This window comes from Citrobacter sp. On2M, from assembly GCF_018035235.1.
GTDB lineage: Bacteria > Pseudomonadota > Gammaproteobacteria > Enterobacterales > Enterobacteriaceae > Citrobacter > Citrobacter meridianamericanus.
On sequence record NZ_WPCV01000004.1, the window covers coordinates 360,899 to 387,670 of the forward strand.

Below are 26,772 nucleotides of genomic sequence, written 5' to 3' on the forward strand. Positions count from 1 at the left end.
TGTTGAATGCATGGGCAGATACCAGCGCGCAATGGCGGCGTGAGGAGAGGCCTCTCTTTTCATAGGTGCCGCATGAAAGAATATGCACGTTTCTTGCATATCATTAGAGTGTGACATTTTTGTTCGTTTGTTAACGAACTTTCAGAAGGAAAGAGATTATGACCGCCTTAAATAAAAAATGGTTATCAGGCCTGGTTGCGGGTGCTCTGATGGCCATCTCTGCCGGCACGCTCGCTGCTGAACAAAAAACGCTGCATATTTATAACTGGTCTGATTATATTGCCCCGGATACGGTGGCTAATTTCGAAAAAGAGACCGGAATTAAAGTTATCTATGACGTATTTGATTCTAATGAAGTACTGGAAGGTAAGCTCATGGCTGGCAGCACCGGCTTTGATCTTGTCGTTCCATCCGCCAGTTTCCTTGAGCGTCAACTGACCGCAGGCGTCTTCCAGCCGCTGGATAAGAGCAAATTGCCGGGCTGGAAAAACCTCGATCCAGAACTGCTGAAGCTGGTGGGCAAACACGATCCGGACAACAAGTTCGCGATGCCGTATATGTGGGCAACCACCGGCATTGGTTATAACGTCGATAAAGTCAAAGAGGTGCTGGGGCCGGATGCGCCGGTCAATAGCTGGGATTTGATCCTCAAACCAGAAAACCTGGAAAAACTCAAAAGCTGCGGTGTCTCCTTCCTCGATGCCCCCGAGGAAGTGTTTGCCACCGTGCTGAATTATTTGGGCAAAGATCCAAACAGTACTAAAGCGGATGATTACACCGGACCAGCAACAGAGCTGCTGTTGAAACTGCGTCCGAATATTCGCTACTTCCACTCTTCACAGTACATTAACGACCTGGCAAACGGTGATACCTGTGTGGCGATTGGCTGGGCGGGTGACGTATGGCAGGCGGCAAACCGTGCGAAAGAAGCGAAAAATGGCGTCAATATTTCTTTCTCAATTCCGAAGGAAGGTGCGATGGCCTTCTTTGACGTGTTCGCGATGCCAGCCGATGCGAAAAACAAAGACGAAGCCTATCAGTTCCTTAACTACCTGTTGCGTCCTGATGTGATTGCGCATATTTCCGACCACGTGTTCTATGCCAATGCCAACAAAGAAGCGACAGCACTGGTTAGCCAGGAAGTTCGCGACAATCCTGGTATTTACCCGCCTGCGGATGTCCGCGACAAGCTGTTCACGTTGAAAGTTCAGGATCCGAAGATCGATCGTGTCCGTACTCGCGCCTGGACGAAGGTAAAAAGCGGGAAATAACCCGATGTACGGGACGTGACCTGGCAGGATTTACGCCTGCCGGGCAGTGCCGATCCCGGACACACAAAACCCGGCAATACGCACCACCGTGGTGCGTTATTTGCACCGTTTATTTGTTTTATGCCGGAGAGCACCAGAGTGAATGATGCAACCCCACGCCCACAGGCGAAAATCCGCAAGGCGCTGACCCCGCTGCTCGAAATTCGCAACCTGACCAAGTCATTTGACGGTCAGCATGTCGTCGATGACGTCAATCTTACTATCTATAAAGGTGAAATATTTGCGCTGCTCGGTGCGTCCGGCTGTGGTAAATCGACCCTGCTGCGGATGCTGGCGGGATTTGAGCTGCCGACAACCGGGCAAATTATGCTTGATGGCGTCGATTTAGCGCATGTCCCGCCTTATCTGCGCCCGATTAATATGATGTTTCAGTCTTATGCCTTGTTTCCGCACATGACGGTAGAACAGAACATTGCCTTTGGCCTCAAGCAGGACAAACTGCCAAAGGCTGAAATCGCCAGTCGGGTGAATGAGATGTTGGGCCTGGTGCATATGCAAGAGTTTGCCAAACGTAAGCCGCATCAGCTTTCTGGCGGTCAACGCCAGCGTGTGGCGTTGGCGCGTAGCCTGGCGAAACGCCCGAAACTGCTGCTGTTGGATGAACCGATGGGAGCGCTGGATAAAAAGCTCCGTGACCGCATGCAACTGGAAGTGGTGGATATCCTTGAGCGCGTCGGCGTGACCTGCGTGATGGTGACGCACGATCAGGAAGAAGCCATGACCATGGCAGGGCGCATTGCGATCATGAACCGTGGAAAATTTGTGCAGATCGGCGAGCCGGAAGAGATCTACGAGCACCCGACCACGCGTTACAGCGCAGAATTTATCGGTTCGGTGAACGTCTTTGAGGGGTTGCTGAAAGAACGTCAGGAAGATGGTTTGATTATTGAGTCTCCAGGCCTGATGCATCCGCTGAAAGTGGACGCCGATGCTTCTGTTGTCGATAACGTTCCGGTGTATGTTGCGCTGCGTCCGGAAAAAATCATGCTCTGCGAAGCCACTCCGCCAGAAGGATACAACTTCGCGGTAGGTGAAGTGGCGCACATTGCCTATCTGGGCGATTTGTCGGTGTACCACGTGCGTTTGAAAAGCGGCCAGATGCTGAGCGCCCAGCTACAAAATGAACATCGTTATCGTAAAGGCTTACCCACCTGGGGTGACGAAGTCCGTTTATGTTGGGATGCGGACAGCTGTGTGGTGTTGACGGTTTAAGGAGCGAAGATGAGTACACTTGAACCTCCGGCTCGCGTGGATAAAGCGGGGCGATTCACGCTGTTTATGTCGCGGCTGCAAATGAAGCACGGGCGCAAGCTGGTGATCGCGCTGCCGTATGTGTGGCTATTGCTGCTGTTTCTGCTGCCGTTTTTGATCGTCTTCAAAATCAGTTTGGCTGAAATGGCACGTGCTATTCCGCCGTATACCGACCTCGTTTCATGGGCTGACGATCAGCTATCCATCACGCTCAACTTAGGTAATTTCCTGCAACTGACGGACGATCCGCTCTATTTTGATGCGTACCTGCAATCTTTGCAGGTGGCGGGGATTTCGACGCTATTTTGCCTGCTACTGGGATATCCGCTGGCATGGGCGGTGGCGCACAGCAAACCCTCAACGCGTAATATCCTGTTGCTGCTGGTGATCCTACCGTCCTGGACCTCGTTTTTGATTCGCGTGTACGCCTGGATGGGGATCCTGAAAAATAACGGCGTACTGAACAACTTCCTGCTGTGGCTGGGGGTTATCGATCAACCATTGACGATTCTGCACACCAATCTGGCGGTCTATATCGGAATTGTTTACGCCTATTTGCCTTTTATGGTGCTGCCGATTTATACCGCGTTGACGCGGATCGATTATTCGCTGGTGGAAGCGGCGCTGGATTTAGGTGCCCGGCCGTTGAAAACCTTCTTTAGCGTGATCGTGCCGTTGACTAAGGGCGGGATTATTGCCGGATCAATGCTGGTGTTTATTCCGGCTGTTGGGGAGTTCGTGATCCCTGAACTGTTGGGTGGCCCGGACAGCATCATGATTGGTCGTGTACTTTGGCAGGAGTTTTTCAATAACCGCGACTGGCCGGTGGCTTCTGCTGTCGCCATTATTATGCTGCTGTTACTGATTGTGCCGATCATGTGGTTCCACAAATATCAGCAAAAAAGCGTAGGGGAACACGGATGAATAACTTACCTGTCGTTCGCTCACCGTGGCGTATCTTTATTCTGGTGCTGGGTTTTACCTTTCTGTACGCGCCGATGTTGATGTTGGTTATCTATTCGTTTAACAGCTCCAAGCTGGTGACGGTGTGGGCGGGATGGTCAACGCGTTGGTATGGTGAACTTTTCCACGATAGCGCGATGATAAGCGCCGTCGGGATGAGCTTAACGATTGCTGCTGGTGCTGCGACGATGGCAGCAATCCTCGGCACCATAGCTGCCGTAGTGATGGTGCGCTTTGGTCGTTTTCGCGGTTCCAATGGCTTCGCCTTTATGATCACCGCGCCGCTGGTTATGCCGGATGTCATTACCGGTTTGTCGCTGTTGCTGCTGTTTGTGGCTTTGGCGCACGCCATCGGCTGGCCAGCGGATCGCGGTATGTTGACCATCTGGTTGGCGCACGTCACTTTCTGTACAGCGTACGTGGCGGTCGTTATCTCTTCACGTTTGCGCGAACTGGATCATTCCATTGAGGAAGCGGCGATGGATCTTGGCGCCACGCCGCTGAAGGTCTTTTTCGTCATCACGCTACCGATGATTATGCCAGCAGTGATCTCCGGGTGGTTACTGGCCTTTACGCTGTCGCTCGATGACCTGGTTATTGCCAGCTTTGTCTCTGGTCCCGGTGCTACAACATTACCCATGCTGGTGTTTTCCAGCGTACGTATGGGGGTTAATCCGGAGATCAACGCACTGGCGACGCTGATACTTGGCGTGGTAGGAATTATCGGATTTATCGCGTGGTATCTGATGGCGCGAACAGAAAAACAACGGATTCGCGATATCCAACGTGCAAGACGTGGCTGAAAAAACTAAAATCTGCCAACCTGTCTATTCGGCGCAGCTGTGGTGGCTACGCCGTTTTCATGGAAGACGACGCGTTGGGATTTTTTAAGAAATCATCCACATCACATGCCCGCTTAAACGTCCCTGCTTTGGTGCAGGTGGCGGCGCTGGCTATTATCATGATCCGCTGTCTCGATCTGTTGATGATTTTTAATACGCTCGGGTTGCGTGGAACCAGTGAGTTTATTCATCGTAGCGTACAGACCTGGAATTTAACGCTGGTGTTTCTGGCTAGCCTGGTGATGCTGTTTATCGAAATTTACTGCGCATTTTCGTTGGTAAAAGGTCGGAACTGGGCACGCTGGATTTATCTGCTGACCCAGATTATCGCCAGTGTCTATCTGTGGGCAGCCTCGTTGGGCTACGGATATCCGGAACTGTTCAGTATTGCGGGAGAGTCTAAACGTGAAATCCTGCATACCCTGGTGATGCAAAAACTGCCCGATATGTTGGTGTTGCTGCTGCTTTTTGTTCCTGCATCCAGCAGGCGGTTCTTCCGCTTGCAATAACGTGTATAATTTTGGCCCCCGGTTAATTTGTAGGTTTTTGTATGCAGTGCGCACTTTATGACGCCGAACGCTGTCGCTCCTGTCAGTGGATAACACAGCCAGTCGCCGATCAACTCTTCGCCAAAACAGCCGATCTGCAAAATCTGCTGGCCGATAATCCGGTCGGTGAATGGTGCGCGCCAGTCAGCGGCCCGGAAAGCGCTTTTCGTAATAAAGCAAAAATGGTGGTTAGCGGCAGCGTAGAGAAACCGCTGTTGGGAATGCTGCATCGTGACGGTATACCTGAGGATTTGTGCGACTGTCCGCTTTATCCTGAGTCTTTTGCGCCCGTGTTTGCCACACTCAAACCGTTTATCGCCCGTGCGGGATTAACGCCCTATAACGTGGCGCGAAAACGCGGGGAGCTGAAGTATCTGCTGTTAACAGAAAGCCGGTTCGATGGCGGCATGATGCTGCGTTTTGTCCTGCGTTCCGACGCGAAACTGGCACAACTGCGCGCGGCGCTACCATGGCTGCAGGCACAGCTTCCGCAGTTAAAAGTGATCACTGCCAATATACAGCCTGTGCATATGGCAATTATGGAAGGGGAGAGTGAAATCTACCTGACGGAACAACAGGCGCTGGCGGAGCGTTTTAACGATGTACCGTTGTGGATTCGCCCGCAGAGCTTCTTCCAGACCAACCCGGTAGTGGCGGGGCAGTTGTATGCCACGGCGCGCGACTGGGTGCGTCAGCTTCCGGTTAATCACATGTGGGATCTGTTTTGCGGTGTTGGGGGCTTTGGTCTGCACTGCGCCACGCCGCAGATGAAACTGACGGGGATTGAAATCGCGCCAGAGGCGATTGCCTGTGCGAAACAGTCTGCGCAGGAGCTTGGGTTACAAAATCTGCATTTTCAGGCCCTGGATTCGACTCAGTTTGCCACCGCCCAGGGCGAAGTACCGGACCTGGTGCTGGTGAATCCGCCGCGTCGGGGAATTGGCAAACCGCTGTGTGATTTTCTTTCTCACATGGCACCGCGTTTTATCATTTATTCCAGCTGTAATGCGCAAACCATGGCGAAGGATATTCGTGAGTTACCAGGGTATCGCATTGAGCGCGTCCAGCTTTTCGATATGTTCCCACACACCGCGCATTATGAGGTTTTAACGCTGCTCAGCCGACAATAACGACCATGCCTGATGGCGCTTCGCTTAACAGGCCGAGCTGCCGGAATGCCGCATCCTGCAAACAGGCCCGTGATTTTGATCGTGATCGGCAGTGCAATGGTGTAGTCAGCCAGTGGTAAGGTCTGACATCCGGAAAGCATTGCTAATGTGCATGTTATCGCGCTGTGGATGGCGGGCTTTCCGTGCGTGAAAGGCATGATATTGCAGTCGCGTTGCGCGAGGCTGTAATGGAAGAAAAATACATACTGGACGTGATAACTCATCATTGATTCGTATCAGGGGGAAGGTCAAGCTTTTAATTCACTGGCTATCGCTGTAGTGAATTTAGTTATGTGCGAGCGTAGGGAAGTTTGTAATCTTGCCAGCAACCGAATGAGATAATTATGAGTGATATCCAAGAGGTAACTCCTGATAGCGGTTGGGTGATAAAAATAATGCTTTCTGACGTTATTTTTTAGGACTATCCGGGATAGTACTTTGCTGTAAGGCATCGCTCCCTCAAAATAGTTCACAGAGGTATTCACTGACAACTATGTGTTTCTATATACGCAGGGTTAAATACTGAAATGTTACCTAAAAGCGGCCTCTCGGGACTTTTTTCTGGCGAGTAACTGAGCGCCAATATACGCACGAATGCACTGCGTATCTCTGAATTTATCCCCACTACTTATCCATGCTATTGGATGAGTGACTGTGCCTTTGGAGTTAAAGAAAAATTTTAATGCGACAGAATTATCGGTAGATTTCATTATTGCCTGGTTTTCTTTTTAATTAATGGAAATGAATGTAATGTTTATTTTGCTAAGAATTTTTAGGGGGTATTTTGTGTTTTTATTTTAAATATCCATGCTTGGTGTTTTATTTTAAGGTGATTTTAATATTTTGCATTATAAAAAAGCAGTATCATGTCCCAGGGGGAAGTTATAATGCGCTATAGCTATCATTACATAATACGCTCAGGCGTAATTCTGTCATGATGGCTAAAAAAAGGGAGTCGCAGGCGACTCCCACCAGAAAGAAAATAAAACATAAAGGTCTTTAAAAACCTCATAGTTAGCGCGGTCAGTTATGCCATATTAGTCGATAGTGCAAAACTGATCTGCATCAACAATTAACGTTATTGTCATCTGGTCGGTGGAGTGGGTTTTTGATGTGGCCCCAGTCTGGTGCTGTACCGCTTAGAAAACGCCAGTTCCGGGCCGGCAGTCATGCTCGCCAGGTTGTCCGGGGCATCACTTTCCGCCATCATAGTTATTGTGCAGGCCTGACCACCTGGCTGAAGGTCTAAGTTGTGGTGGTACGGGATAAGAGCGCATGACGCCACCCCGAGCCTGAAATACGGCGGTTCCTGCACGGTCATGTCGATTGTGATGACCTGACCGGTATGTGCCGGTACAGGATGCACGATCGAAGGTTTCACCTCTTAAAAACCAGAAGGAGTCATTCCTATGACACGACGTCGTTTTCTAACCGCCCGGGAGGTTACGGGCATGATGGAGGCCGTCCGCAACGGCAATAACGGAGCCCGGGACTACTGCCTTATTCTCATGGCATTTCGTCATGGTATGCGTATCAGTGAGTTATTAGGTCTACGATACAGAGATATGGATCTCGAGGCCGGACGAATGAGCGTTAACCGTCTGAAGAACGGATTTTCTACGGTACACCCGCTGATAGATGATGAACTGGATGCGATCCGCACATGGACACGGGTACGCAGCACCTGGAGGCATGCTGCCAGTACGGATACTGTTTTTATTTCACGAAAGGGAACGATGCTTTCGAGGCAACAGGCCTACCGTATCATTCGCGCTGCTGGAGAGTTGGCAGGTGCCGTTACCTGCACCACGCCGCATATGTTGCGTCATGCCTGCGGGTATGAACTGGCGGAACGGGGCACGGATACGCGTCTGATTCAGGATTATCTGGGGCATCGGAATATTCGTCACACTGTACGCTATACGGCCAGCAATGCAGCGCGATTCAATGGGTTGTGGGAACGCGAAAGAATCAGTAGAGATGATATTGGAAAGCGAATTAAAACTGGTCAATTGGGACCAATTTGTGCACATCTTAATAGCAAGACTATTTGCAAGGCAATCCCTCAGCCAGTTTTTTTCTAAAAAAAACCTCAATTAATTGATTTTAAATATTTTATTTATTTAGTCACAGTTTTATCTCGCCCATCAGATACCACTTCCTTGTGGAATATTATTTAACACTCTAAATAAAAACGCAAAATACTATCATTTAAAATCAGGTGTAAATTCTGATTTTATCTGTTATTGCGTCTGTGTAAGGTGTTATATCCTTTTTTTTGTCTAATTTTAAGTGATATATGCCAATGAGTCAAAATGGTCCCAACTGTTCCTATTTTAGGTCAAAAAAACATCGCTGTGAGGGTTTGAAAGGAAGGGGATAAGCAAAATGATTGAAAATTAAAATTTTACGGTTTGTAAAATTTGTGCGGTAGCTTTGTATTTATTCAAGTAAGAGTCCATCAGTAATCCTGTTAATTAATAATAGAGTTGCTGATGGTTTCTTCCATCGAAAAATACATCGCAAATAATATCAAAAAGCATGCTTAATATCAGCATCCTAATAAGGAATATGAAATGAAAAAATTACTGAAGGTCTCCACACTGACTCTGGCGGTATTATCGGGATCAGCGTTTGCAGCACCAAATAGTGGTGATGTCCAGTTTATTGGAGCTGTTGTTGACACAACTTGCGACATTGTGCCGCTTGCAGATACTGGTGCAGTAAGTAGCGTTGTTCAATTGGGTAATGTTACAACTTCTACAAAAGCGGCTGGTTCTGGTTCTAACCAAAGTCCGGTAGTGAATTTTTCTCTGAAACCGAAGGCGGGCACTACCTGTAATCCAGTTGCTATGAGTAATGCCTCTTTTGCATTTTCTGGACCTCTGGAAGCCTCTGGACTGGTACCTCAAAGCGGAACAGCAACCGATGCCATCGTAAAATTGCGTGCAGTAAATGCAGTTGGAGGTGCTCATGATATCGATAAAACCCGCACGACATCAGATGTAACATTGACTGATTTGAATGACCCTGCCAAAGGCGCGCAATTTACTGCGCAACTGATAGGTGGTACCCAGGCAGGCGATTACCGCTCTGCTCTTGCTTACGTAGTTTCTTACAACTAAGTCATTTCAATCCCTGCCCGTACTAAGCGGTATAAGTACGAGGCAGGGTCTTCCTCTATTAAAGCAATTTTATTCTTGTTCTTCTCTTTTGCTCTGAAGGCAGGTCTGTGTGAGTACAAAATATAACATAGCAAGAAAACAACCTGCGCTGTCTCTTCTGGCACTAAGCATTTGTTCTTCCTTTGCATCTGCCACCGAACTGAATATGGCATTTCTACAGGGAATCACAGATGTGCCCTCTGTTCTGAAAGACGGTGTAAAATACCCTGCAGGTCAATACTACGTCGACGTTTCTCTCAACGGATCCCGCACCGGACGAATGCCATTTGAGATTAGCGCGGAAGATGAGCAGGCTGGACAACCCTGCTTCAGCCCGGAATGGCTCCACAGTGCGGGTATCTTTTTTAAACCGGAAGCTTACCAGGATACATTTGATTCCATTCGCGGCTGTTATTCAATTGGAAAGAAAATGGCCTCTAAAGTCAATTTTGACCTTGGAGCTCAATCTCTGGATTTCAGTATCCCTCAGGCGTGGATGACAGAAAAAAATGATGCTACGCGCTGGGACTATGGCATAAATGGTCTGCGTCTGAAGTACAGTGGTAACTTTAATCAAAACGTTCAAAATAAGAATAATAGCTACAGCAATGATTCGATCAATGCTTATGGTAGTTTCAATTCGAGCCTCAATATTGGCCGCTGGATTTTATCCAGCGACATGAATGCTAAACGCAATTTGTGGGGAAATGAATTCGCCACGAATAATCTTACCCTTTCCACCGCTATTAGCCAGGTTAAAGGAGATTTACTGCTCGGGCGTTCACAGACAAGAACTGAGTTATTCAGCGACTTTAGTTTTTATGGAATATCATTGCGTTCTAATAGCAACATGCGCTCATGGCTCACCCGCGGCTATGCCCCAGTTATCTCCGGAGTAGCCTCTACCACATCAAGAATTACAGTGACTCAGGGTGGGTATACAATTTATTCTCGCGTGATACCTCCAGGTCCATATCGTCTCGATGACATCAATTCTACCAGTAACGGAAATATGGTTGTAACAGTAGAGGATAATAGTGGTCGTAAAACTGTAACTGAATATCCTGTAGCAACCCTGCCTTCGCTTCTACGTCCTGGAGAATATAATTACAATTTTGCTGTTGGACAGCGTAACGACTCTAATCGTTTAGGGGATGCTTTCTCCTCAGGGTATGGCACTTTTGGCCTGGCCAGCTTCGACTGGGGGTTACCAACGACCACGCTTAATATCGCTACTCTGCTGCATAACAGTTATCAGGCTGCCGGAGTTGGGCTTACGCAATCAATGGGAGAACTCGGCGCTGTCGCGTTAAGTGTAAATGGGGCGCGGGCTGAGTATGATAATAACTCTCAACGCCAGGGAATAAGCGCAACATTAAAATATGCAAAAAGTTTCACTAACCAGACAGATATTCAGTTACTGACGTACAGGTATCAGAGCCCTGGATATACCGAATTTGTGAACTGGAATCCTAAGGACGAAATAGGACGAAAGATTTATGATCCGGATGGCCTGGGCTTTAATGAACACTACATTTGGTTTGATGGCAAAGAGAAGGCGCGATATGAAGCCCGACTGTCCCATCGGATAGATAACATTTATATTAACAGCGCGTTCTGGCAGCAATCTTACTGGAATCGTAACACCGATGCTATTGGAGCATCATTGTCCGTCAACACCACAATACTTGACGGGGTATCGCTCTACATTAACGGAAACTATTCACGTAATGCATGGTCAACTACAGATGAGTATTCAGGTGCCCTGGGTGTAAGCATCCCGTTTACGCTGGGAGGTATTCGTCATAACAGCAGTAATTCAGTCGGCTATAGCCGATACAATGGTACCTCTTTTAATACCAACATATCGGCCGCTCTGGACGAACGCCTTAGTTACAGTGTTAATGCTGGAATGGATGAACACAGTAATAATACAGTTGGTGCATCGGCTAGTTATGCCTTTGACCGAATTCAGACTAACTTAGCAGTTTCACAAAGCCGAGATGCAACCACTTTATCCGGAAATCTCTCTGGTACAGCCATTGCCACGAGGCAAACGGGTCTACTGCTCACAAGAGAATCTTCAGACACTGTAGCCGTTGTCAGAATTAGAGATACACCAGGAGTGACATTCAATGGTTCACTTCCAACTAACAGCAGCGGAAATACTGTGCTTTACCTGACAGGATATAACCCTACAACGATAAGCATTAATCCGGAAAACGTACCGGAAAGCGCTGAGTTGCTCAATACTTCCTATAATGTTGTTCCAACAGAAAAAGCAATTATCTACCGCGAATTTGATTTCCAGAAAGTGCGGCGTTATATCGTTCGGTTACGTGATATGCAGGGTAATGAAATTACTGGTGGAAACGCAACCACGGAGCAGGGGCTGGATGCTGGTTTTGTCACGCGTAATGGCGTTTTGCTGATGAATCTGCTCTCCGCCCCGAAAACTATTACAGTAAGTCAAAGTACTGGAAAAATATGTCGATTTAGTGCGGTAGGGTTGAAGGAAAATATAGGAACAGTTCAGGAGGTTCGTTGTGAATAGTATTAAGAAGTTTTTTAAGTTAGCAGTCATGACGACGTCTATGACATTATTTTTTGCTGGTTATGCCATAGCTGCTTTTACTCTTAATGGAACTCGTTTTATTTATGAAGAAGGGAAGAAAAATATTTCCTTTGAAGTAAGTAGCAGCTCAGATGATATCTATGGAGCTCAGGTGTGGATTGAAAATATATCGCAGAGTAAAGCGGATGTTTTTATAGTACCGTCTCCACCATTTTTTAGGATTGGGCCGAGAGGTAAACAGATAGTACGATTAATGAATGTAAACCCGACTTTGCCGTCAGATAAGGAATCTTTATTTCGTCTTAATGTTCAAGAGATTCCGCCAAAACCCAAAGAAACTGATGGTAGCGTGATCGCCATAGCAATGAATACCCAGGTTAAGCTGATTTACCGCCCAAAAGCTCTGGCTGAAGGACGTAAAAATGCAGAAAAACAGCTGGTTTTGTCGAATCGGGATGGAAGGGTCTGGATAAAGAACCCGACACCCTACTATTTTGCGGTCACGAAACTGAAAAGCCAGGGGAAAGAGATCGAGCTAAATGCGGATGTGCAGCGTGCACTTGCACAACTGGCCCCGTACTCAGAAGTGAATACCGGGCACACAAATCTTAAAGACGTAAGTGTTATAGCCCTTAACGATTGGGGCGGCGCGGTGAAATATGATATTAAATAACCAACTGTTTAACATATTTATGTGTATCATCCTGCTCTCGGTCTTTAATTCCGCGAACGCTGTCACTACCAGTAACCGGGTTACTGTTACGGCAAGATTCACCACACCTCCGTGTACATTGACAATGCCTGATCGTGTAAACCTGGGGGCGATTTTACCCGGTGCGCAGAGTTATCCCCCATTCATTATCCGGCTGGATTGTCCACTGCCAGCAGCTATAACTGCGTTATATGCTGAAATTGTTCAGGGAAGTCTGAGCGCGGGGAGCAATAATCGCGTTGATATGACCGGGCCAGCAGGAAGTTCCGGAACCCCCGTAAAACTGTGGTTGACAGATAATGATGGGAAAGAAGTCATGCTGGACGGGAGTGGTTCCTCTGAAGAGAGTGGTCGCTTTTGCTCAGGCACAGGAAGTCGCAACTGTACTATCACGCCAAATACGGAAGTAGAAATAGATACCCCACGTGGCCTAACCAGCGCCATGTTAAGATTCAATGTTATTGTTCCATAGAAAAATTATGACTAATCTATATATTGTGTTTGTTATATAAAATTAATTTTATGTTTTTTAAAATAATCGTGTTGAGTGTGATATGAATAATAAAATAATGGCATTTCTGAGCCTGATATCAATTATTGGATTCAAAACATATGCGGCTACTTATACCTATTTTTCACCTGTTGGACGGCTGGTGGGACCTACAATAACTGCGAAAGCCCAGCAGAAAATATATCCTAATGATGTGAATGCAATATTAGCTTATGTTAAGAGAACGCCAACTATCACAATGAATATTGGAAGTGGAAGGGATGTTCGCATGATATCTGGTTTTCCTGATAAGGTTGGGTTGTTATGGAACAATACCAATGCAGCATTTGCTATCTGTGATGTTGGTAGTGATGGCGCGGCAATAGAAAGTAGTTGTACTTCTGAAATTTCGTCAATTTACCATATCACAAATTATAACGATTATCTTTTGCCAAGGGTTAATTTCCCACCAGGTTTGAAAACAGGTGACACATATACGCTTACTCCTTTTTTTGAATGGACGGTAGCTAAAAATATGACAATAGAGACTGATGATAATCCCGGTGAGAAAAGTGTTGATGTCATCATGACACTGACAGATATGAATACCCTGGCGCGTTCACCTTGCGGGATAACATGCGCAAGTAATACGGTGAGCGGGGGGGCGTTAGGCGGAGGGGAAATAGTTGCTCCTCCTTTGGTCCCGGTTCAGGCATCATTGTCAATTACGGGGCCGACATCTTTAAACTGTTCTGCAATATTGCCTTCATCCTGTGTTGTAACTGGCGATTTCAGTATAAGTACCGCCGTTCCGGCCAGGTTTAGTGTCCAGAATGACTCAGATAAATGTGGTGAAAATCCAGTATCAGTTCAGGCTAAAAGTGGTGGGCAGGAGATATCGGTTGGATTTTCTGATGGGTACAAAACCAAATCGGCAAGCACTGAAAAGATACAACTCGAGTATGTAATAAAGCCAACGCAAAATACGCTGCCAGGTGAAGTTTGTCAGGTTGCTTCTACGCTAATATTAACCACTGACTAGTATTGAAGTATGTCTGCATTTGAATAAAATTTTAATGATGGTATGGATACTAAAGAAATTGATCATCTCAACTAAAGATGATGGATTTAAAATATTATTAATTATAATTATTAACACCATTCTATAATGGTTTTTATTAATCAAGGAGTTTGGGTGGGATTGTAATTAAATTTTTGTTTTGTGCATATGATTAATGTGGAACAGCATTTTGAACATCGCTGTCCTTTTTAGATTGATTGGTAATAAGTATTGAGTGTGAAGTGCTTAAGAGGGGAGATAAAAGTAGTAGTGAATGATATGCGTGAGTTAATGATTTTTATCTTTAAGATTACTTAGCGAAATGTTGTGACTGAATGATGGTGTTATATTGATATAAGCTTGTTGCTATCAATTTTCATTAAGGTGTCAATTATTGTTGGTTTATAATTTACTGAATAGTTAACAGGAGGTATAAATGATTCATGTTATTACGAAGGATAACTATTTTTTTTTAGGAATACAAGCTGCGATCGGTGATGAAGAAATTAATCTCATAAATAGCATTGAATGTTTAGCTGATACAGAGTTGCCTCGAGATGTTCTTGTTATTGATACCTTTCTTACCGGGAGTTTTACACCGGATAGCTTAAAGAAACTATGCAAATTAAAATTCCAACGTATTGTTTTTTTCTCCATGTTAAAAGTTACTTGCCTGCCATTATTATCTACTGTTTATTTTGTTTCAAGAAATACAAGCCCTTCAAAGGTAATTGATCTGCTGATGCGAGAAGTTAACAGAACATTCAACGAGTTGCCCTCTTACAGTATGAGACAGCTCATAGTGGCCCAATTATGCCTTGGAAATATGGAACAGAGACAGGCTTTGGATATGTTAGGTATATCGAGTAAAACGTATGAAGCAGACAAGTATCGGTTGATGTTGCAGATGAGAATACGAAAATGGTATCACATCGTGAAACTACCTATTTTCAATCATTTAAGTACTCTTACTATACTGCTGTCATTATCACAATGACAGCTACTATATTTGAAGATCTTTTCTAAAAGATAGTAAGATAGTTGGTATTAACTATTTGTCATATACTTCTATTATATATAATACATCTTAATGTCCAGAATTTGAAATTGTAATGATTCAAAATGACGCCTGAATCGAAATTTTTAAAGCTGCACGCCATTGTTTTAAATATATTATTAATTTTGTGCTGAATATTTTACTCCAGAATTATTACTTTAACGTTGTTACAGTTTGTAAAAGACGTTAGCCATACTCGAGTGTCATTTAATGTAATTCATATGTTTTGGATACCAATATCTAATTTTTCAGCTCGTTCAGAAAAGCCTGGCCTGAGTATCTCATCTCCCGCCAGTTATGGTGAGTGGGCATATTCAAATATGCAGGACAGAGCAGGTGCTAAGCTATAAGCAGATTATACAGTACTGCTTTGGGAGAGAGTTTATTATATCTGTTGAAAATCAAAACCCCTGTCCTTATTCAGACACACAGATCATAACTGGTGATGTTGGGGAGTTAAATAACCAAGTATTCTTATTTATTTTTTTTATAATGATATAATCACTGCTTTTGGAGGCGGCATTCAGATTTATATCGTCATTATGAAACTCATTCATGTCATCCCGTAAAAGTATTTTCATGTTTTGTGACTTAACTTTGAACATACCTTTTTGGATATCTATAACGTCGTAAGTAAATTCAATCTCCCTGTTTATAATATAATACTTTTTTTCAGTTACTATCTTTCCCGTGATATTAGCCACCCCCGTATAATCACTGAAAAAATGTACGGAAATGGTACCTGCAGCATGATTCCCTGATGCTGTGTTTTTTTCAAATGTTGACTGGCACTGTAGATCCGTACCAGACTGATGACGAATAAACCACCAGGTTAGACCTGCCAGCATAAAAAGAATGACAAGACTGATTATGATTTTTTTCATCCGGCCACGTCCACTCTGTTATGACAATGAGTAAAATAGTCAGGTTTTTCTTTTTCACACGAAACAATAAGTTTGTCCTCTTTTTTCCCAGCATGGTTAAAAATGAATACATCCTGATTCTTATTGCAGCTTTCTGCAACGAACTCAATAGGTGGAGCCTTTATTGAAGGATTTCCGGATAACATATATACATTACATTCAGGCGGATATCCGGAAATTTTAATCAGTGGTGCAGACGCTGTAATGGTATCGCTGAAGTAAATGAGGTAAGTTGCTAAGCCAAGAGATATAACAAATAAAATGTATATCGGATAATATAAGTGACTGTTAAAAAAATCATTAAATAAACTTTTTATTCTGCTGTTTTTTTTTCCGGCAAAACTGACATATGTCTTGACGTCGATAACAGGGTTAAACATAAAACCGATTTTTGGGATAGTAATGATCGCATCATCGGGTAATCCTGCCTGTACAAGAGTTTTTCTTAAGATGCTGATGTACTGGTTTAAATTACTGTGAGAAGAACGCAGTCCATGTTCATCCCAGACGGTCCTGAAAAGATAGTCTCGCTCCACGGGGCTTCCGCGTTCAGTGATGAGAACCAAAAGTAATCTGCGAGCTGGTGCCGCCATCAAAACGGAAACATTAAGTGACGGGTTTTCCAGATACCCGTCTTCTTCATTAAAAGTCACTTCTTTATTAATAATGAACATATTTCCAGAGAACCTGACGATGTAAAGGAATACCAGGAACATAGCTTACCGCCAGAAGCGGTAGTCGCCATTAACATGCAATTCCGTTCTGGATTGGTTGTAAAGGTTCCGTTTTGCTTTCTGAAAAATGAGTATGTGCTATAGGTGAAAATTTGTATACCCCTTGCTGATAAAAATTTATACCAGAATAAAAATATAAATTACGGCAATAAAAAAGATAAAAATGTTGTATATTTCATTATTGCGGAATTATGTGTTAATTGTGGAATTGTTTAATTACCATATTGACTCCGAAAATAACTTCTGGATTTTTTAATGAAAACAAGGCGCTATATCACACAGGAAGAATGGAATGCAGTAATGAGTGTTATTCCTGAATACAATGATTATGTCAGGGACAGATGTATACTGATTATGATGTATATCCATGGGCTCAGGGTGAGTGAACTTGCAAACATACAGCTTTCAAGTCTCTCTCTGGAAAGTAGCGAGATCTATATCCGGAGAATAAAGAATGGGTTCTCAACAACACATCCTGTTCAGAAAGAAGAGAAAATATGGTTATTACGATGGCTAGATATACGAAAAACGAAACTGAATGGTAAGGATTTGCCCTGGCTTTTTATTTCGTCCAGAAGAAGCAGAATATCTCGTCAGCAGGTATACTCGCTGGTCAGATACTATGGCGAGCTGGCTGGTTTACCTATTAAATTGCATCCTCATGTACTCAGGCACTCATGTGGTTATGCCCTGGCTAATCAAGGCCTGGATACCCGACTGATTCAGGACTATTTAGGGCACCGGAATATTCGTCATACCGTGCATTATACCGCTGCTAACTGTAAGCGCTTTTCACGTGTCTGGTCACTGGGGAGCGAAGATATTTTTTAATGACCGTGGCATCAGTATATTGATAATTTTCATTAAAATATCAATGTGATTAGTTATGGTTTTTATCTTTGAGCAGGTAGATCCCTTTTTCATTGTTGTGTGGAGCTGTGAGTGTCTGATGTGTATGTCTATACTAAAAGTATTGTCTTTTTCGCGTCAGAGAATACAGAGTCTTTTTCTGTATAAACTAGTTTTAAATTAGCTGGCTTTATTTTAGTGTCAAATGTTAATTGATTCAGGGGAGGTAGCTTAATTGCTATAGAACGAATTGAATCAAAAATAAAACAGGAAAACGTGATGTGTGAATTATTGTATCCTAGTAATGAACTATTATCGGGAATTCGTTTACCAGAAAGTGCCATGATTGCGGGAGAAGAACATTTAGCATTACGTTTCCTGGAAGGAATGAAAGCGGAGCCCCTGATCAGTTTCCATTCTGGTCAAATTACGGGATACGAATTTCTTAGTCAGCTTTCTGCTGGTATCTGTAGTGAGACTTTTTTTCGCCAACAGTCTGCAGGTTCACTGGCAGAGTTATTTTTACTTCAGCTACGCCTGAGTTCAGGTTTGACTACCAAAAAACGTTTTTTGAATCTCCCTGTCAGGGTGCTTGTCAGGAGATCTTTGTGTGAGATTATTTGTCGCAATAATCTGAATGGTATTGTCGTGGAGATCCAGGATCCTGAACATTTGACAGACCTCTGCTCTGAGGAACAGGATTATTTGCGTCAAAACCTGAATCACTTACTGTTTGCAGGTGCTGAAGTTTATGCTGACGATGTCAGCCCGGCATGGATGAAAACACTGTTCGGGAGGAAATTACCCCTGTCGGGTATGAAAGTCTCACGACAACAGTTTCTGTCTCAAATAGATAACTATACGTTCTCTCACCCGAGGCTTCATCCATCGAGTGATTCAGCCACTTGTCTGGTGGCAGAAGGCATCGAAACACCAGAGCAGTGCATGCTGGCTATTATGCTTGGTTTTACTCATGGTCAGGGATGGCTCTGGCCGGTAAATGTATGGCGCTTTGTGCTGGAGCGGTCATCTTAGCTATATTCTCTTTCTCAGGGCGATCACAGATCCCTCATTGTGTCCGTCCGGAAAGAGTCAAATTTGCTGCAGAAGTGGATGAAAGCCGGACTTTTTTCACCGTTGAAATAAGTTCTCAATAAACTGGGAAAAGAACACATCAGAAAAAGAATATACGCAGGCAAAACCAATTTTACGTCTTAAGTGATTAATTTTGAAATGAATGTGGCGGTGAGGGGCGCCGCGTTCGCAGTCTGTCCAACTGGCTGCGCCAGTAGTCGAACCCCGGTCCGGGCTTCTCATCCCCGCCAGGCTGTGCATTATGCGAAAAAAAAGCCCGTACTTGCGTACGAGCTCTTCTTTAAATATGGCGGTGAGGCGGGGATTCGAACCCCGGATACGTTGCCGTATACACACTTTCCAGGCGTGCTCCTTCAGCCACTCGGACACCTCACCATATTGTATTGCTGCCTGACCGCTTGGGGGGCAACGGGGCGCTACTATAGGGAGTTGCGCTAAAACGGTCAAGCAGAATTTACGTGTTCACTCTCGTTTGGTTACGCAATGTACATATTCCTCCGCCCGGGCAGGCGCGGAGGATAAGATTAGCGCTTAGAGTCCAGTTTTTCGCCGTTAGTCACAACTTCCTGGGCTTTGCTGTAACTCTCGATCAGCAACTGATAAGCCGGGAAGATCTTGGTATACACTTCCGCCCATTCAGCGGCGTCTTCACGGTTCCATGTCCCCTGAATTTCAGACGCGACGGCGGCGGTATCCATCGGGACGACGCCAGTCTGAACAACACGAGCCAGGGTGATTTCCTGCGCCATTTTGCTGTAAGTACCGGAAGCGTCGATCACTGCGAAAACTTTGTAGCCTTCCGCAACCGCGCTGATGGCCGGGAAAGCCATGCACACGCTGGTGATCGTACCGGCGATGATCAGCGTCTTACGACCCGTTGCTTTGACGGCTTTCACGAAGTCTTCGTTATCCCAGGCGTTGATTTCACCTTTACGCGCTACGTATTGGGCATGTGGCGCATTGGCGTGGATCTCTGGGATCAACGGACCGTTAGGCCCCTGTGGTACAGATGCCGTGGTAATCACCGGCATCTTCGCCAGCGTTGCCATTTTAGCCAGCGCGGCGGCACGCGCACGCAGTTCTGGCATGGGCATATCGCCGACGGTCTGGAACAGCCCGCTTTGATGATCAATAAGCAGCATGACGGAATCATTCACATCGATGACCGGACGTGAGCCATTAAAGTTTGCAGGACTGGACATATTCTTCTCCTTCGATTCAGATTTGGCCAAAGCGGCCTGAGTTAAAATCGCGTACGGCTTCGGCGATTTCTTGCTTCGTGTTCATTACAAATGGACCGTAACCCACAATCGGCTCGTTCAACGGTTCGCCAGACAGCAGCAGCACGCAGGCATCGCTGGTGGCTTCAATGTGTAGCGTTTTCCCCTGCTGGCTGAACACCACCAGTTGCGCTTCGCCGGCAGGCGTGGTGCCGTTCACAGTGATATTCCCTTTCAGTACCACCAGAGCGGTACTCCATCCTTCCGGTTGGGAAAACGTAAGTTGATGATTACGTTGCAGGCGCATATCCCATACATTCAGTGGTGAAAAGGTATGTGCCGGGCCTTTTGTCTCTTGATAGTTACCTGCAATCACGCGCACGCTGCCTGCGTCATCTGGCAGGGCGACTGCGGGAATAACATCGCTACTGATGCCCTGATAGCCGGGCACGGCCATTTTGTCTTTTGCCGGAAGATTGACCCACAGCTGCACCATTTCCAGTTCGCCACCCTGGCGGGTAAATTCAGGTGAGTGGAACTCTTCGTGCAATATCCCTGCACCCGCGGTCATCCACTGCACGTCGCCGGGGCCGATAATGCCGCCGCGACCGGTTGAATCACGGTGTTCAACTTCGCCGCTGTAAACGATGGTCACCGTCTCAAAACCACGGTGAGGGTGCTCGCCTACGCCGCGTTTTTCATTACCTGGCGCGAATGTATGTGGACCGGCGTAATCCAGCAGCAGGAACGGACTTAACTGTTCTGCATGAGACTGGTAAGAGAACATCGAGCGAACCGGAAATCCATCGCCCACCCAGTGCGGGCGAGGTGCGGTGTAGACGCCTGTGACTTGTTTCATATATGTCTCCTCGGTGGCGTTGTCTTGATGTTAATAAGCTTATATTCGTGACAGCGAGCTGAGTAGTCGCTAAAATAGTCCTCACTGTCTCATAAATAGGACAATAAGATGACAAAGCCGGATCTCAATGATTTTGCATGGTTTGTACATGTTGTAGAGGAAGGGGGATTCGCGGCGGCGGGTCGGGCGCTTGATGAACCGAAATCAAAACTGAGCCGACGGATAGCGCAACTGGAAGAGCGGTTGGGGGTACGACTGATTCAGCGAACCACCCGGCAGTTTAACGTGACTGAAGTTGGGCAAACCTTTTACGAACATTGTAAGGCGATGCTGGTGGAAGCGCAGGCGGCACAGGATGCCATTGCCGCGCTGCAGGTTGAACCTCGTGGGATTGTGAAGCTGACGTGCCCGGTTACGTTGCTGCATGTGCATATCGGACCAATGCTTGCCCGCTTTATGGCGCGTTATCCTGACGTATCAGTGCAACTGGAGGCCACGAACCGCCGTGTTGATGTGGTTGGAGAAGGTCTGGACGTGGCGATTCGCGTCAGGCCTCGACCATTAGAAGATAGCGATCTGGTGATGCGAGTTCTGGCGGACAGGGGGCATCGTTTGTATGCCAGTCCGCAGCTAATCGAGAAAATGGGAGCGCTACATTCTCCGGCTGAATTGACTCGCTGGCCGGGTCTGAGCCTGGCCTCCGGTAAACATGTGCATCGTTGGGAGTTATTTGGCCCGCAGGAAGCACGTGCGGAGGTACACTTCGCGCCACGAATGATCACCACCGATATGCTTGCGCTACGTGAAGCTGCTGTTGCCGGTGTAGGGGTTGTGCAACTTCCTCAGTTGATGGTAAAAGATCAATTAGCTGCAGGCGAGCTGGTGGCATTACTCGACGGCTGGGAACCGAAGCGAGAAATTATTCACGCAGTCTTTCCATCACGCAGGGGATTATTGCCGTCAGTGCGCGCATTAGTCGATTTCTTAACGGAAGAATATGCGCGGATGATTGAGGATTAAATACCTGGCCTCAGCCCACAAAAAAGGCCGGTTAAACCGACCTTTTATTATCTGGACGCCGTTCAGGCGTTAAAAACAATCAGCGACTACGGAAGACAATGCGGCCTTTGCTCAGGTCGTACGGGGTCAGCTCAACAGTCACTTTGTCGCCCGTCAGGATGCGGATATAGTTTTTACGCATTTTACCGGAGATGTGTGCAGTAACCACGTGACCGTTTTCTAACTCTACGCGGAACATGGTATTAGGTAACGTATCGAGAACGGTACCCTGCATTTCAATATTGTCTTCTTTGGCCATCTAATCCTCTGGGGTATCACTACCGTAATTTGAACCGGCAAGATAATGCCGAAGTTCTTTTAATAAGTAAAGATTTGTGCGTTTAAAACACAGCAAATCGGGTTTGGCGCATTACTCTAACCACACACGGCAAAGCCGCACTTAAAGCGCAACGTGTAAGGGAACGAGGAGATAAACGATAGGCGTTGCCTGACGCGAACTGTTCCTTAACGGCGGCGGGGTAATGGGCTAAACCAACTCTGCGCGACAATTATAACACCCCGACAAAAAATGTGCCGAAAACATTCACTTCTGAGGCGAAAATAACGTCCTGGGAACCCAGAAATGGCTCGGTAGCCGCTGCTGGCGCAGTCTGCTCAGGTGTTCAAGGTACTCCCGACGCGGCGTTTCGACGGCGCCCAGCGAGGCTGTGTGGCTATTTAATACCTGGCAGTCGATTAATTTTCCGCCCTGATTTACAAATTCAGCGCAAAAAACGAGCAGTGCTATTTTGGACGCATTTTCCTGACGGCTGAACATCGATTCGCCACAAAACAACGTACCTTGTGCCACGCCATACATACCGCCCACTAATTCATTTTGTCGCCACACTTCGATTGAGTGCGCATGCCCCAGTTCGTGCAGGCGGTGGTATGCGTCCACCACATCATGCGTAATCCAGGTACCTTCTTCCCGGTCATTCGCACAGCCTTCAATCACCTGCCCAAACGCGTAATTGAGCGTCACGCGATAAGGCGAATTTTTATGAAAGCGCTTCATGCTGCGGCTGAGGTGAAATTTGTCGGGCCAAAGAACAGCGCGCGGATCGGGCGACCACCAAAGGATAGGGTCGCCAGGCGAAAACCACGGGAAAATACCGCGCTGGTAGGCCATCAGCAGACGGGCAGGGCAAAGGTCACCGCCAAGCGCCAACAAGCCATTAGGCTCGCGTAAAGCGCCTTCCGGTGACGGGAAGGCTATAGAATGTCGGGACAGTTGCACCAGGCGCATGACAGCGAAACTCCACTACGCGAGTTTGATCGTTCAATAATAGCTTACAGACGTTGCTTAAACTGGTAATAACGCCCCTGCCTGGCTAACAGATCTGCGTGATTACCTTGCTCAATAATTTGTCCGTTGTCCATTACTATTATTTGATCAAAACGCGACAGCCCGCGCAGTCGGTGTGTAACCATCAGGACGGTTTTATCGCGCATCACATCGCTAATTAATTCAAGCATTTGGCTCTCTGTGGTGGCATCAAGCCCTTCGGTGGGTTCATCCAGCAGCATCAGCGGAGCATCGTGCAATAAGGCGCGGGCGATAGCCAGACGACGGAGCTCGCCGCCTGAAAGTTGACGACCGCCTTCGCCCAGCCAGGCGTTAAGGCCATCACCTTCAAGCAGTTTCTCCAGCCCGACGCGGCGCAATACTGCGGACAATGCGTCGTCGCTGGCGTGTGGTGCTGCCAGCAGCAGATTGTCGCGAAGCGTCGCGCTGAACAGGTGTACGCGCTGTGGCACGACGCTGATGCTCTGGCGCAGCGCGGTTTCAGTGAGGGCTGCAATCGGCTGTTCATTAATCAGGATTTCGCCGCACTGCGGATCCCATGCGCGGGTCAGCAATTGTAGCAGCGTTGATTTACCACAGCCGGTACGACCGAGAATCGCAATGTGTTCACCGGGCGTGGCCTGCAGGGAAAGGGTATCGAGCGCTTTTTGCGCCTGTCCCGGGTAGCTGAATGATACGTCGCGTAGCGTAAGAGTCACCTGCCCGGAAATCGTCGAGCCGGTATCCGGGAAGGCGACTTCCGGCTGCTGTTCAGTCAGTTCGGTGATGCGCAGCGCAGAGGCAATAACCTGGCCGAGATGCTGAAACGCGCCGGTTACTGGTGCTAACGCTTCGAACGCAGCAAGCGCACAGAAGACAAAGAGTGCGATCAGCGCGCCGGGTTGGGTATTGCCGCCCACGCCACCGGAGGCCATCCATAGCATCATAATCACCGCCAGCGCACCGACTAACAGCATCACCGCTTGTGATAATGCCGTTAATTCAGACTGACGTCGCTGGGCTTCATGCCACTGCAACTCAGTCGCTTCCATTTGCGCGCGATAACGTTCACTGGCACCAAAAATGGTCAATTCAGCCTGGCCCTGTAGCCAGGATGTTAACTGCTGACGATATTGCCCACGCAGATGCGTCAGACTTTGTCCGGTGCTTTTGCCTGCCTGATAAAAGAGCGGTGGCAGGATAAATAAGGTCAGCAGCATAATGCCACCGAGGGTGACAGCCAGCGTGAAATCGAGAACGCTTAACCCCAGCGTAACCACCATGATGACGACAAAAGCGCCCACCAGTGGGGAGATCACGCGTAAGTACAGATGATCGAGCGTGTCGACGTCAGCCACCACGCGGTTGAGCAATTCACCCTGTCCATAACGGGACAGGCCAGCAGGGGAGAGCGGCAGTAGTTTGCTGAAGGTATAAATACGCAAATGTTGCAACACGCGGAATGTCGCATCGTGGCTGACCAGACGCTCGAAATAACGACCCGCGGTACGGGTGATCGCCGCACCGCGTACGCCTGCGGCAGGGAGCATATAGTTAAAGCTGTAAATCCCGGTGACGCCAACCACTGCCGAAGCGGACAGGAACCAACCTGAAAGCGTCAGCAAGCCAATGCTTGCCAGCAGCGTGACGATGGCCAGAACGATCCCTAACGTTAACATCCATTTGTGACGTTTATACAGCGTCAGATAAGGTAGCAAAGCGCGCATTCAGATGTCCTCCTGACGATGAGCCAGTAATGTCGCAAACGCCCCGTTGGCTGCGCCCAGTTCGGTCCAGGTACCTTGTTCAACGATCTGCCCATCCTGCATCACCCAGATAACGTTCCAGTCGGCAAGATCTTCCAACTGATGCGTCACCATCAGCGTGGTCTGGCGGCGCGATGCCGCGTTCAACGCTTGCATCACGCGTTGTTCGCTGTGTGCATCAAGGCTGGCGGCGGGTTCGTCCAGCAGCAGTAACTGACACGGATTGAGTAAGGCGCGAGCCACGGCAACGCGCTGTGCTTGTCCAACGGAAAGTCGAGCCGCCTGATCGCCCACTGGCGTATCCACACCCTGCGGCAGCAGCGGTAAAAACTCGCTGACCCAGGCGCTGTCGAGTGCAGCTTGCAGCTGTTCTTCGCTGGCATCTGGGCGAGCCAGTAGCACGTTTTCACGTAACGTGGAGGCAGGAAGCTGAGGGTTTTGCCCGACCCATGACAGTTGTTTGCGCCAAGAGTCAGGCGACAGGTCGCGCAGTTCAAAGCCGTTAATTCGCAGCGAACCTTGATAAGAGAGGAAACCGGACAGGACATTGAGCAGAGAACTTTTGCCGGAGCCGCTGCGTCCAACCAGCACCGCGCGTTGACCAGCCGCCAACGCAAAATTGAGCGGACCGGCCAGCACTTTGCCTTCCGGCGAGGTGATGACCAGATCTCGTGCTTCAATTGACACGGCGTCTTTTGTCGCCAGCTCAATATCGCCACGTTCAGGATGAGCCAACGGGGTTTCCATAAAGGTTTTCAGGCTGTCCGCAGCCCCCACTGCTTGCGCTTTAGCGTGATAAAACGTGCCCAGATCGCGCAAGGGCTGGAAAAACTCCGGAGCCAGAATGAGCGCGAGGAAGCCTGCCGCCAGCGTGACGCCCGTCCCGTAGTGGCCGAAATCAAGTTCTCCAAGGTAGGAAAAACCAAAGTAAACCGCGACAAGCGCAATAGAAAGCGAGGTAAAGAATTCAAGGACACCGGATGACAGGAACGCCAGGCGCAGCACTTCCATGGTGCGTTGGCGGAAATCTTGCGACGCAGCACGGATGCTTTCCGTTTCGGCTTCACCGCGACCAAATATTCTTAGCGTCTCCATGCCCCGCAAGCGATCGAGGAAATGACCGCTGAGGCGGGCAAGAGCCTGAAAATTGCGGCGGTTAGCATCGGCTGCGCCCATACCGACCATTGCCATGAACAATGGGATCAACGGGGCAGTTCCAAGCAGAATAAGAGCGGCCACCCAGTTTGAGGGGAATACCGCCGCCACAATTAATAAGGGGACGCACACAGCCAGCGCCATTTGCGGCAGATAACGCGCATAGTAATCATGCATATCGTCAATCTGCTCCAGGATCAACGTGGCCCAACTCCCGGCCGGTTTGCCTTGTATCCAGGCCGGACCTGCCTGTTGTAGACGGTCAAGCACCTGGCGGCGAATTTCAAAGCGAATATGCTGCCCTGCGTGAAACCCGACCCGTTCGCGTAACCAGACGACCCATGCCCGCAGGATGAAAATCAATACCAGTACGATGAAAGGAAGCAGAAGCGCTTCTCGGGGAATATTGGCCATGATCATATGGTCCAGAATTCGGGCCATGAGCCAGGCCTGAGCGACGATTAACAGTCCGCTCACGAACCCCAACAGGCGCGAAATGTTCAGCCATCGTTGGGAAATTACACTTTGCTGTTTTAACCAGCGGGTCAGCTCTTTTTGACGGGTTTTATTCATTGCACGCTTAGCAGGTGAGTTATTGGAATTTTTGGGCAGGGCAATGTTACAACGAGGCAAAAATAAAGGCGACTTATAGTCGCCTTTTT

At 47.5% G+C, this 26,772-nt stretch carries 24 protein-coding genes, 1 tRNA gene and 1 pseudogene; 16 read left to right on the forward strand and 10 right to left on the reverse strand.

All coding sequences use genetic code 11. From position 1 onward, the window contains the following. Window positions 1-158: 158 nt before the first annotated feature. The 13 genes from potF to On2M_RS12125 all read left to right on the forward strand — a co-directional run bounded on the left by potF (window position 159) and on the right by On2M_RS12125 (window position 15,102). Window positions 159-1,271, forward strand: a complete 1,113-nt coding sequence (potF, locus tag On2M_RS12065) for a spermidine/putrescine ABC transporter substrate-binding protein PotF (RefSeq protein WP_210904878.1) — start codon at window positions 159-161, stop codon at window positions 1,269-1,271. A gap of 138 nt (window positions 1,272-1,409) precedes the next feature. Then, window positions 1,410-2,543, forward strand: a complete 1,134-nt coding sequence (potG, locus tag On2M_RS12070) for a putrescine ABC transporter ATP-binding subunit PotG (RefSeq protein ID WP_210905242.1) — start codon at window positions 1,410-1,412, stop codon at window positions 2,541-2,543. Window positions 2,544-2,552: 9 nt separating this feature from the next. Further along, window positions 2,553-3,506 carry a putrescine ABC transporter permease PotH gene (gene potH / locus On2M_RS12075; RefSeq protein WP_151219651.1) on the forward strand — a complete coding sequence of 318 codons (954 nt, stop codon included), beginning with the start codon at window positions 2,553-2,555 and terminating at the stop codon, window positions 3,504-3,506. Continuing rightward, the gene (potI, locus tag On2M_RS12080) at window positions 3,503-4,348 is read left to right on the forward strand and encodes a putrescine ABC transporter permease PotI (RefSeq protein WP_003831669.1); all 846 of its coding nucleotides are present in this window, start codon (window positions 3,503-3,505) and stop codon (window positions 4,346-4,348) included. The genes potH and potI overlap by 4 nt, the downstream gene beginning before the upstream one ends. A gap of 59 nt (window positions 4,349-4,407) precedes the next feature. Then, a complete protein-coding gene (locus tag On2M_RS12085; protein WP_151219652.1) occupies window positions 4,408-4,896 on the forward strand; it encodes a YbjO family protein in 489 nt (162 codons plus the stop codon). A gap of 41 nt (window positions 4,897-4,937) precedes the next feature. Next, window positions 4,938-6,065: a 23S rRNA (uracil(747)-C(5))-methyltransferase RlmC gene (gene rlmC / locus On2M_RS12090; protein ID WP_187260378.1), complete on the forward strand. Its 1,128-nt coding sequence runs from the start codon at window positions 4,938-4,940 to the stop codon at window positions 6,063-6,065. A gap of 1,448 nt (window positions 6,066-7,513) precedes the next feature. Beyond that, the gene (locus On2M_RS12095) at window positions 7,514-8,188 is read left to right on the forward strand and encodes a tyrosine-type DNA invertase (RefSeq protein WP_187260376.1); all 675 of its coding nucleotides are present in this window, start codon (window positions 7,514-7,516) and stop codon (window positions 8,186-8,188) included. Between the two features lie 492 nt (window positions 8,189-8,680). Continuing rightward, a complete protein-coding gene (locus On2M_RS12100; RefSeq protein ID WP_187260375.1) occupies window positions 8,681-9,229 on the forward strand; it encodes a fimbrial protein PefA in 549 nt (182 codons plus the stop codon). Window positions 9,230-9,338: 109 nt separating this feature from the next. Then, window positions 9,339-11,822 carry a PefC/AfrB family outer membrane usher protein gene (gene pefC / locus On2M_RS12105; RefSeq protein WP_210904879.1) on the forward strand — a complete coding sequence of 828 codons (2,484 nt, stop codon included), beginning with the start codon at window positions 9,339-9,341 and terminating at the stop codon, window positions 11,820-11,822. 28 nt (window positions 11,823-11,850) lie between these two features. Further along, on the forward strand, window positions 11,851-12,516 hold the full coding sequence (locus On2M_RS12110; protein WP_210905243.1) for a fimbrial chaperone: 666 nt from the start codon (window positions 11,851-11,853) through the stop codon (window positions 12,514-12,516). Window positions 12,517-12,640: 124 nt separating this feature from the next. Next, window positions 12,641-13,027 (forward strand): fimbrial protein, encoded by a 387-nt coding sequence (locus On2M_RS12115; protein ID WP_187260373.1) that lies wholly within the window; start codon window positions 12,641-12,643, stop codon window positions 13,025-13,027. Window positions 13,028-13,109: 82 nt separating this feature from the next. Beyond that, window positions 13,110-14,087, forward strand: a complete 978-nt coding sequence (locus On2M_RS12120) for a hypothetical protein (RefSeq protein ID WP_210904880.1) — start codon at window positions 13,110-13,112, stop codon at window positions 14,085-14,087. Window positions 14,088-14,541: 454 nt separating this feature from the next. Continuing rightward, complete coding sequence (locus On2M_RS12125; protein WP_210904881.1) at window positions 14,542-15,102, forward strand: hypothetical protein; 561 nt, start codon at window positions 14,542-14,544, stop codon at window positions 15,100-15,102. Window positions 15,103-15,578: 476 nt separating this feature from the next. Here the strand turns inward: On2M_RS12125 and On2M_RS12130 are convergent, their stop codons facing one another. Beyond that, a complete protein-coding gene (locus tag On2M_RS12130; RefSeq protein WP_187260370.1) occupies window positions 15,579-16,046 on the reverse strand; it encodes a FidL-like protein in 468 nt (155 codons plus the stop codon). Further along, window positions 16,043-16,759: a winged helix-turn-helix domain-containing protein gene (locus tag On2M_RS12135; RefSeq protein WP_210904882.1), complete on the reverse strand. Its 717-nt coding sequence runs from the start codon at window positions 16,757-16,759 to the stop codon at window positions 16,043-16,045. Before On2M_RS12135 ends, On2M_RS12130 begins: the two co-directional genes overlap by 4 nt. 315 nt (window positions 16,760-17,074) lie before the next feature. Here On2M_RS12135 and On2M_RS12140 point away from each other — a divergent pair, with 315 nt between their 5' ends. Both On2M_RS12140 and On2M_RS12145 read left to right on the forward strand, forming a co-directional pair. Further along, window positions 17,075-17,650, forward strand: a complete 576-nt coding sequence (locus tag On2M_RS12140) for a tyrosine-type recombinase/integrase (RefSeq protein ID WP_187260368.1) — start codon at window positions 17,075-17,077, stop codon at window positions 17,648-17,650. A gap of 297 nt (window positions 17,651-17,947) precedes the next feature. Next, window positions 17,948-18,703: an EAL domain-containing protein gene (locus tag On2M_RS12145; RefSeq protein WP_210904883.1), complete on the forward strand. Its 756-nt coding sequence runs from the start codon at window positions 17,948-17,950 to the stop codon at window positions 18,701-18,703. A 347-nt stretch (window positions 18,704-19,050) separates the two neighbouring features. On the opposite strand, the gene On2M_RS12150 is transcribed toward On2M_RS12145, so the two are convergent. From On2M_RS12150 to On2M_RS12160, 3 genes are all read right to left on the reverse strand, one after another. Beyond that, window positions 19,051-19,138, reverse strand: a tRNA-Ser gene (locus On2M_RS12150). Window positions 19,139-19,287: 149 nt separating this feature from the next. Continuing rightward, window positions 19,288-19,965 (reverse strand): isochorismatase family protein, encoded by a 678-nt coding sequence (locus On2M_RS12155; RefSeq protein ID WP_151218812.1) that lies wholly within the window; start codon window positions 19,963-19,965, stop codon window positions 19,288-19,290. Between the two features lie 16 nt (window positions 19,966-19,981). Then, the gene (locus On2M_RS12160; RefSeq protein ID WP_210904884.1) at window positions 19,982-20,842 is read right to left on the reverse strand and encodes a pirin family protein; all 861 of its coding nucleotides are present in this window, start codon (window positions 20,840-20,842) and stop codon (window positions 19,982-19,984) included. Between the two features lie 108 nt (window positions 20,843-20,950). Here On2M_RS12160 and On2M_RS12165 point away from each other — a divergent pair, with 108 nt between their 5' ends. Beyond that, window positions 20,951-21,862 (forward strand): LysR family transcriptional regulator, encoded by a 912-nt coding sequence (locus On2M_RS12165; RefSeq protein ID WP_210904885.1) that lies wholly within the window; start codon window positions 20,951-20,953, stop codon window positions 21,860-21,862. 79 nt (window positions 21,863-21,941) lie between these two features. Here the strand turns inward: On2M_RS12165 and infA are convergent, their stop codons facing one another. The 5 genes and pseudogenes from infA to cydD all read right to left on the reverse strand — a co-directional run bounded on the left by infA (window position 21,942) and on the right by cydD (window position 26,683). Next, complete coding sequence (infA, locus tag On2M_RS12170; protein ID WP_002211347.1) at window positions 21,942-22,160, reverse strand: translation initiation factor IF-1; 219 nt, start codon at window positions 22,158-22,160, stop codon at window positions 21,942-21,944. Continuing rightward, a pseudogene (locus On2M_RS12175) lies at window positions 22,088-22,445 on the reverse strand (hypothetical protein). Before On2M_RS12175 ends, infA begins: the two are co-directional and overlap by 73 nt. Beyond that, window positions 22,446-23,150 (reverse strand): leucyl/phenylalanyl-tRNA--protein transferase, encoded by a 705-nt coding sequence (aat, locus tag On2M_RS12180; protein ID WP_210904886.1) that lies wholly within the window; start codon window positions 23,148-23,150, stop codon window positions 22,446-22,448. Window positions 23,151-23,194: 44 nt separating this feature from the next. Then, window positions 23,195-24,916, reverse strand: a complete 1,722-nt coding sequence (gene cydC, locus On2M_RS12185) for a cysteine/glutathione ABC transporter ATP-binding protein/permease CydC (protein WP_210904887.1) — start codon at window positions 24,914-24,916, stop codon at window positions 23,195-23,197. Beyond that, complete coding sequence (cydD, locus tag On2M_RS12190; RefSeq protein ID WP_187259769.1) at window positions 24,917-26,683, reverse strand: cysteine/glutathione ABC transporter permease/ATP-binding protein CydD; 1,767 nt, start codon at window positions 26,681-26,683, stop codon at window positions 24,917-24,919. Between the last annotated feature and the right edge of the window lie 89 nt (window positions 26,684-26,772).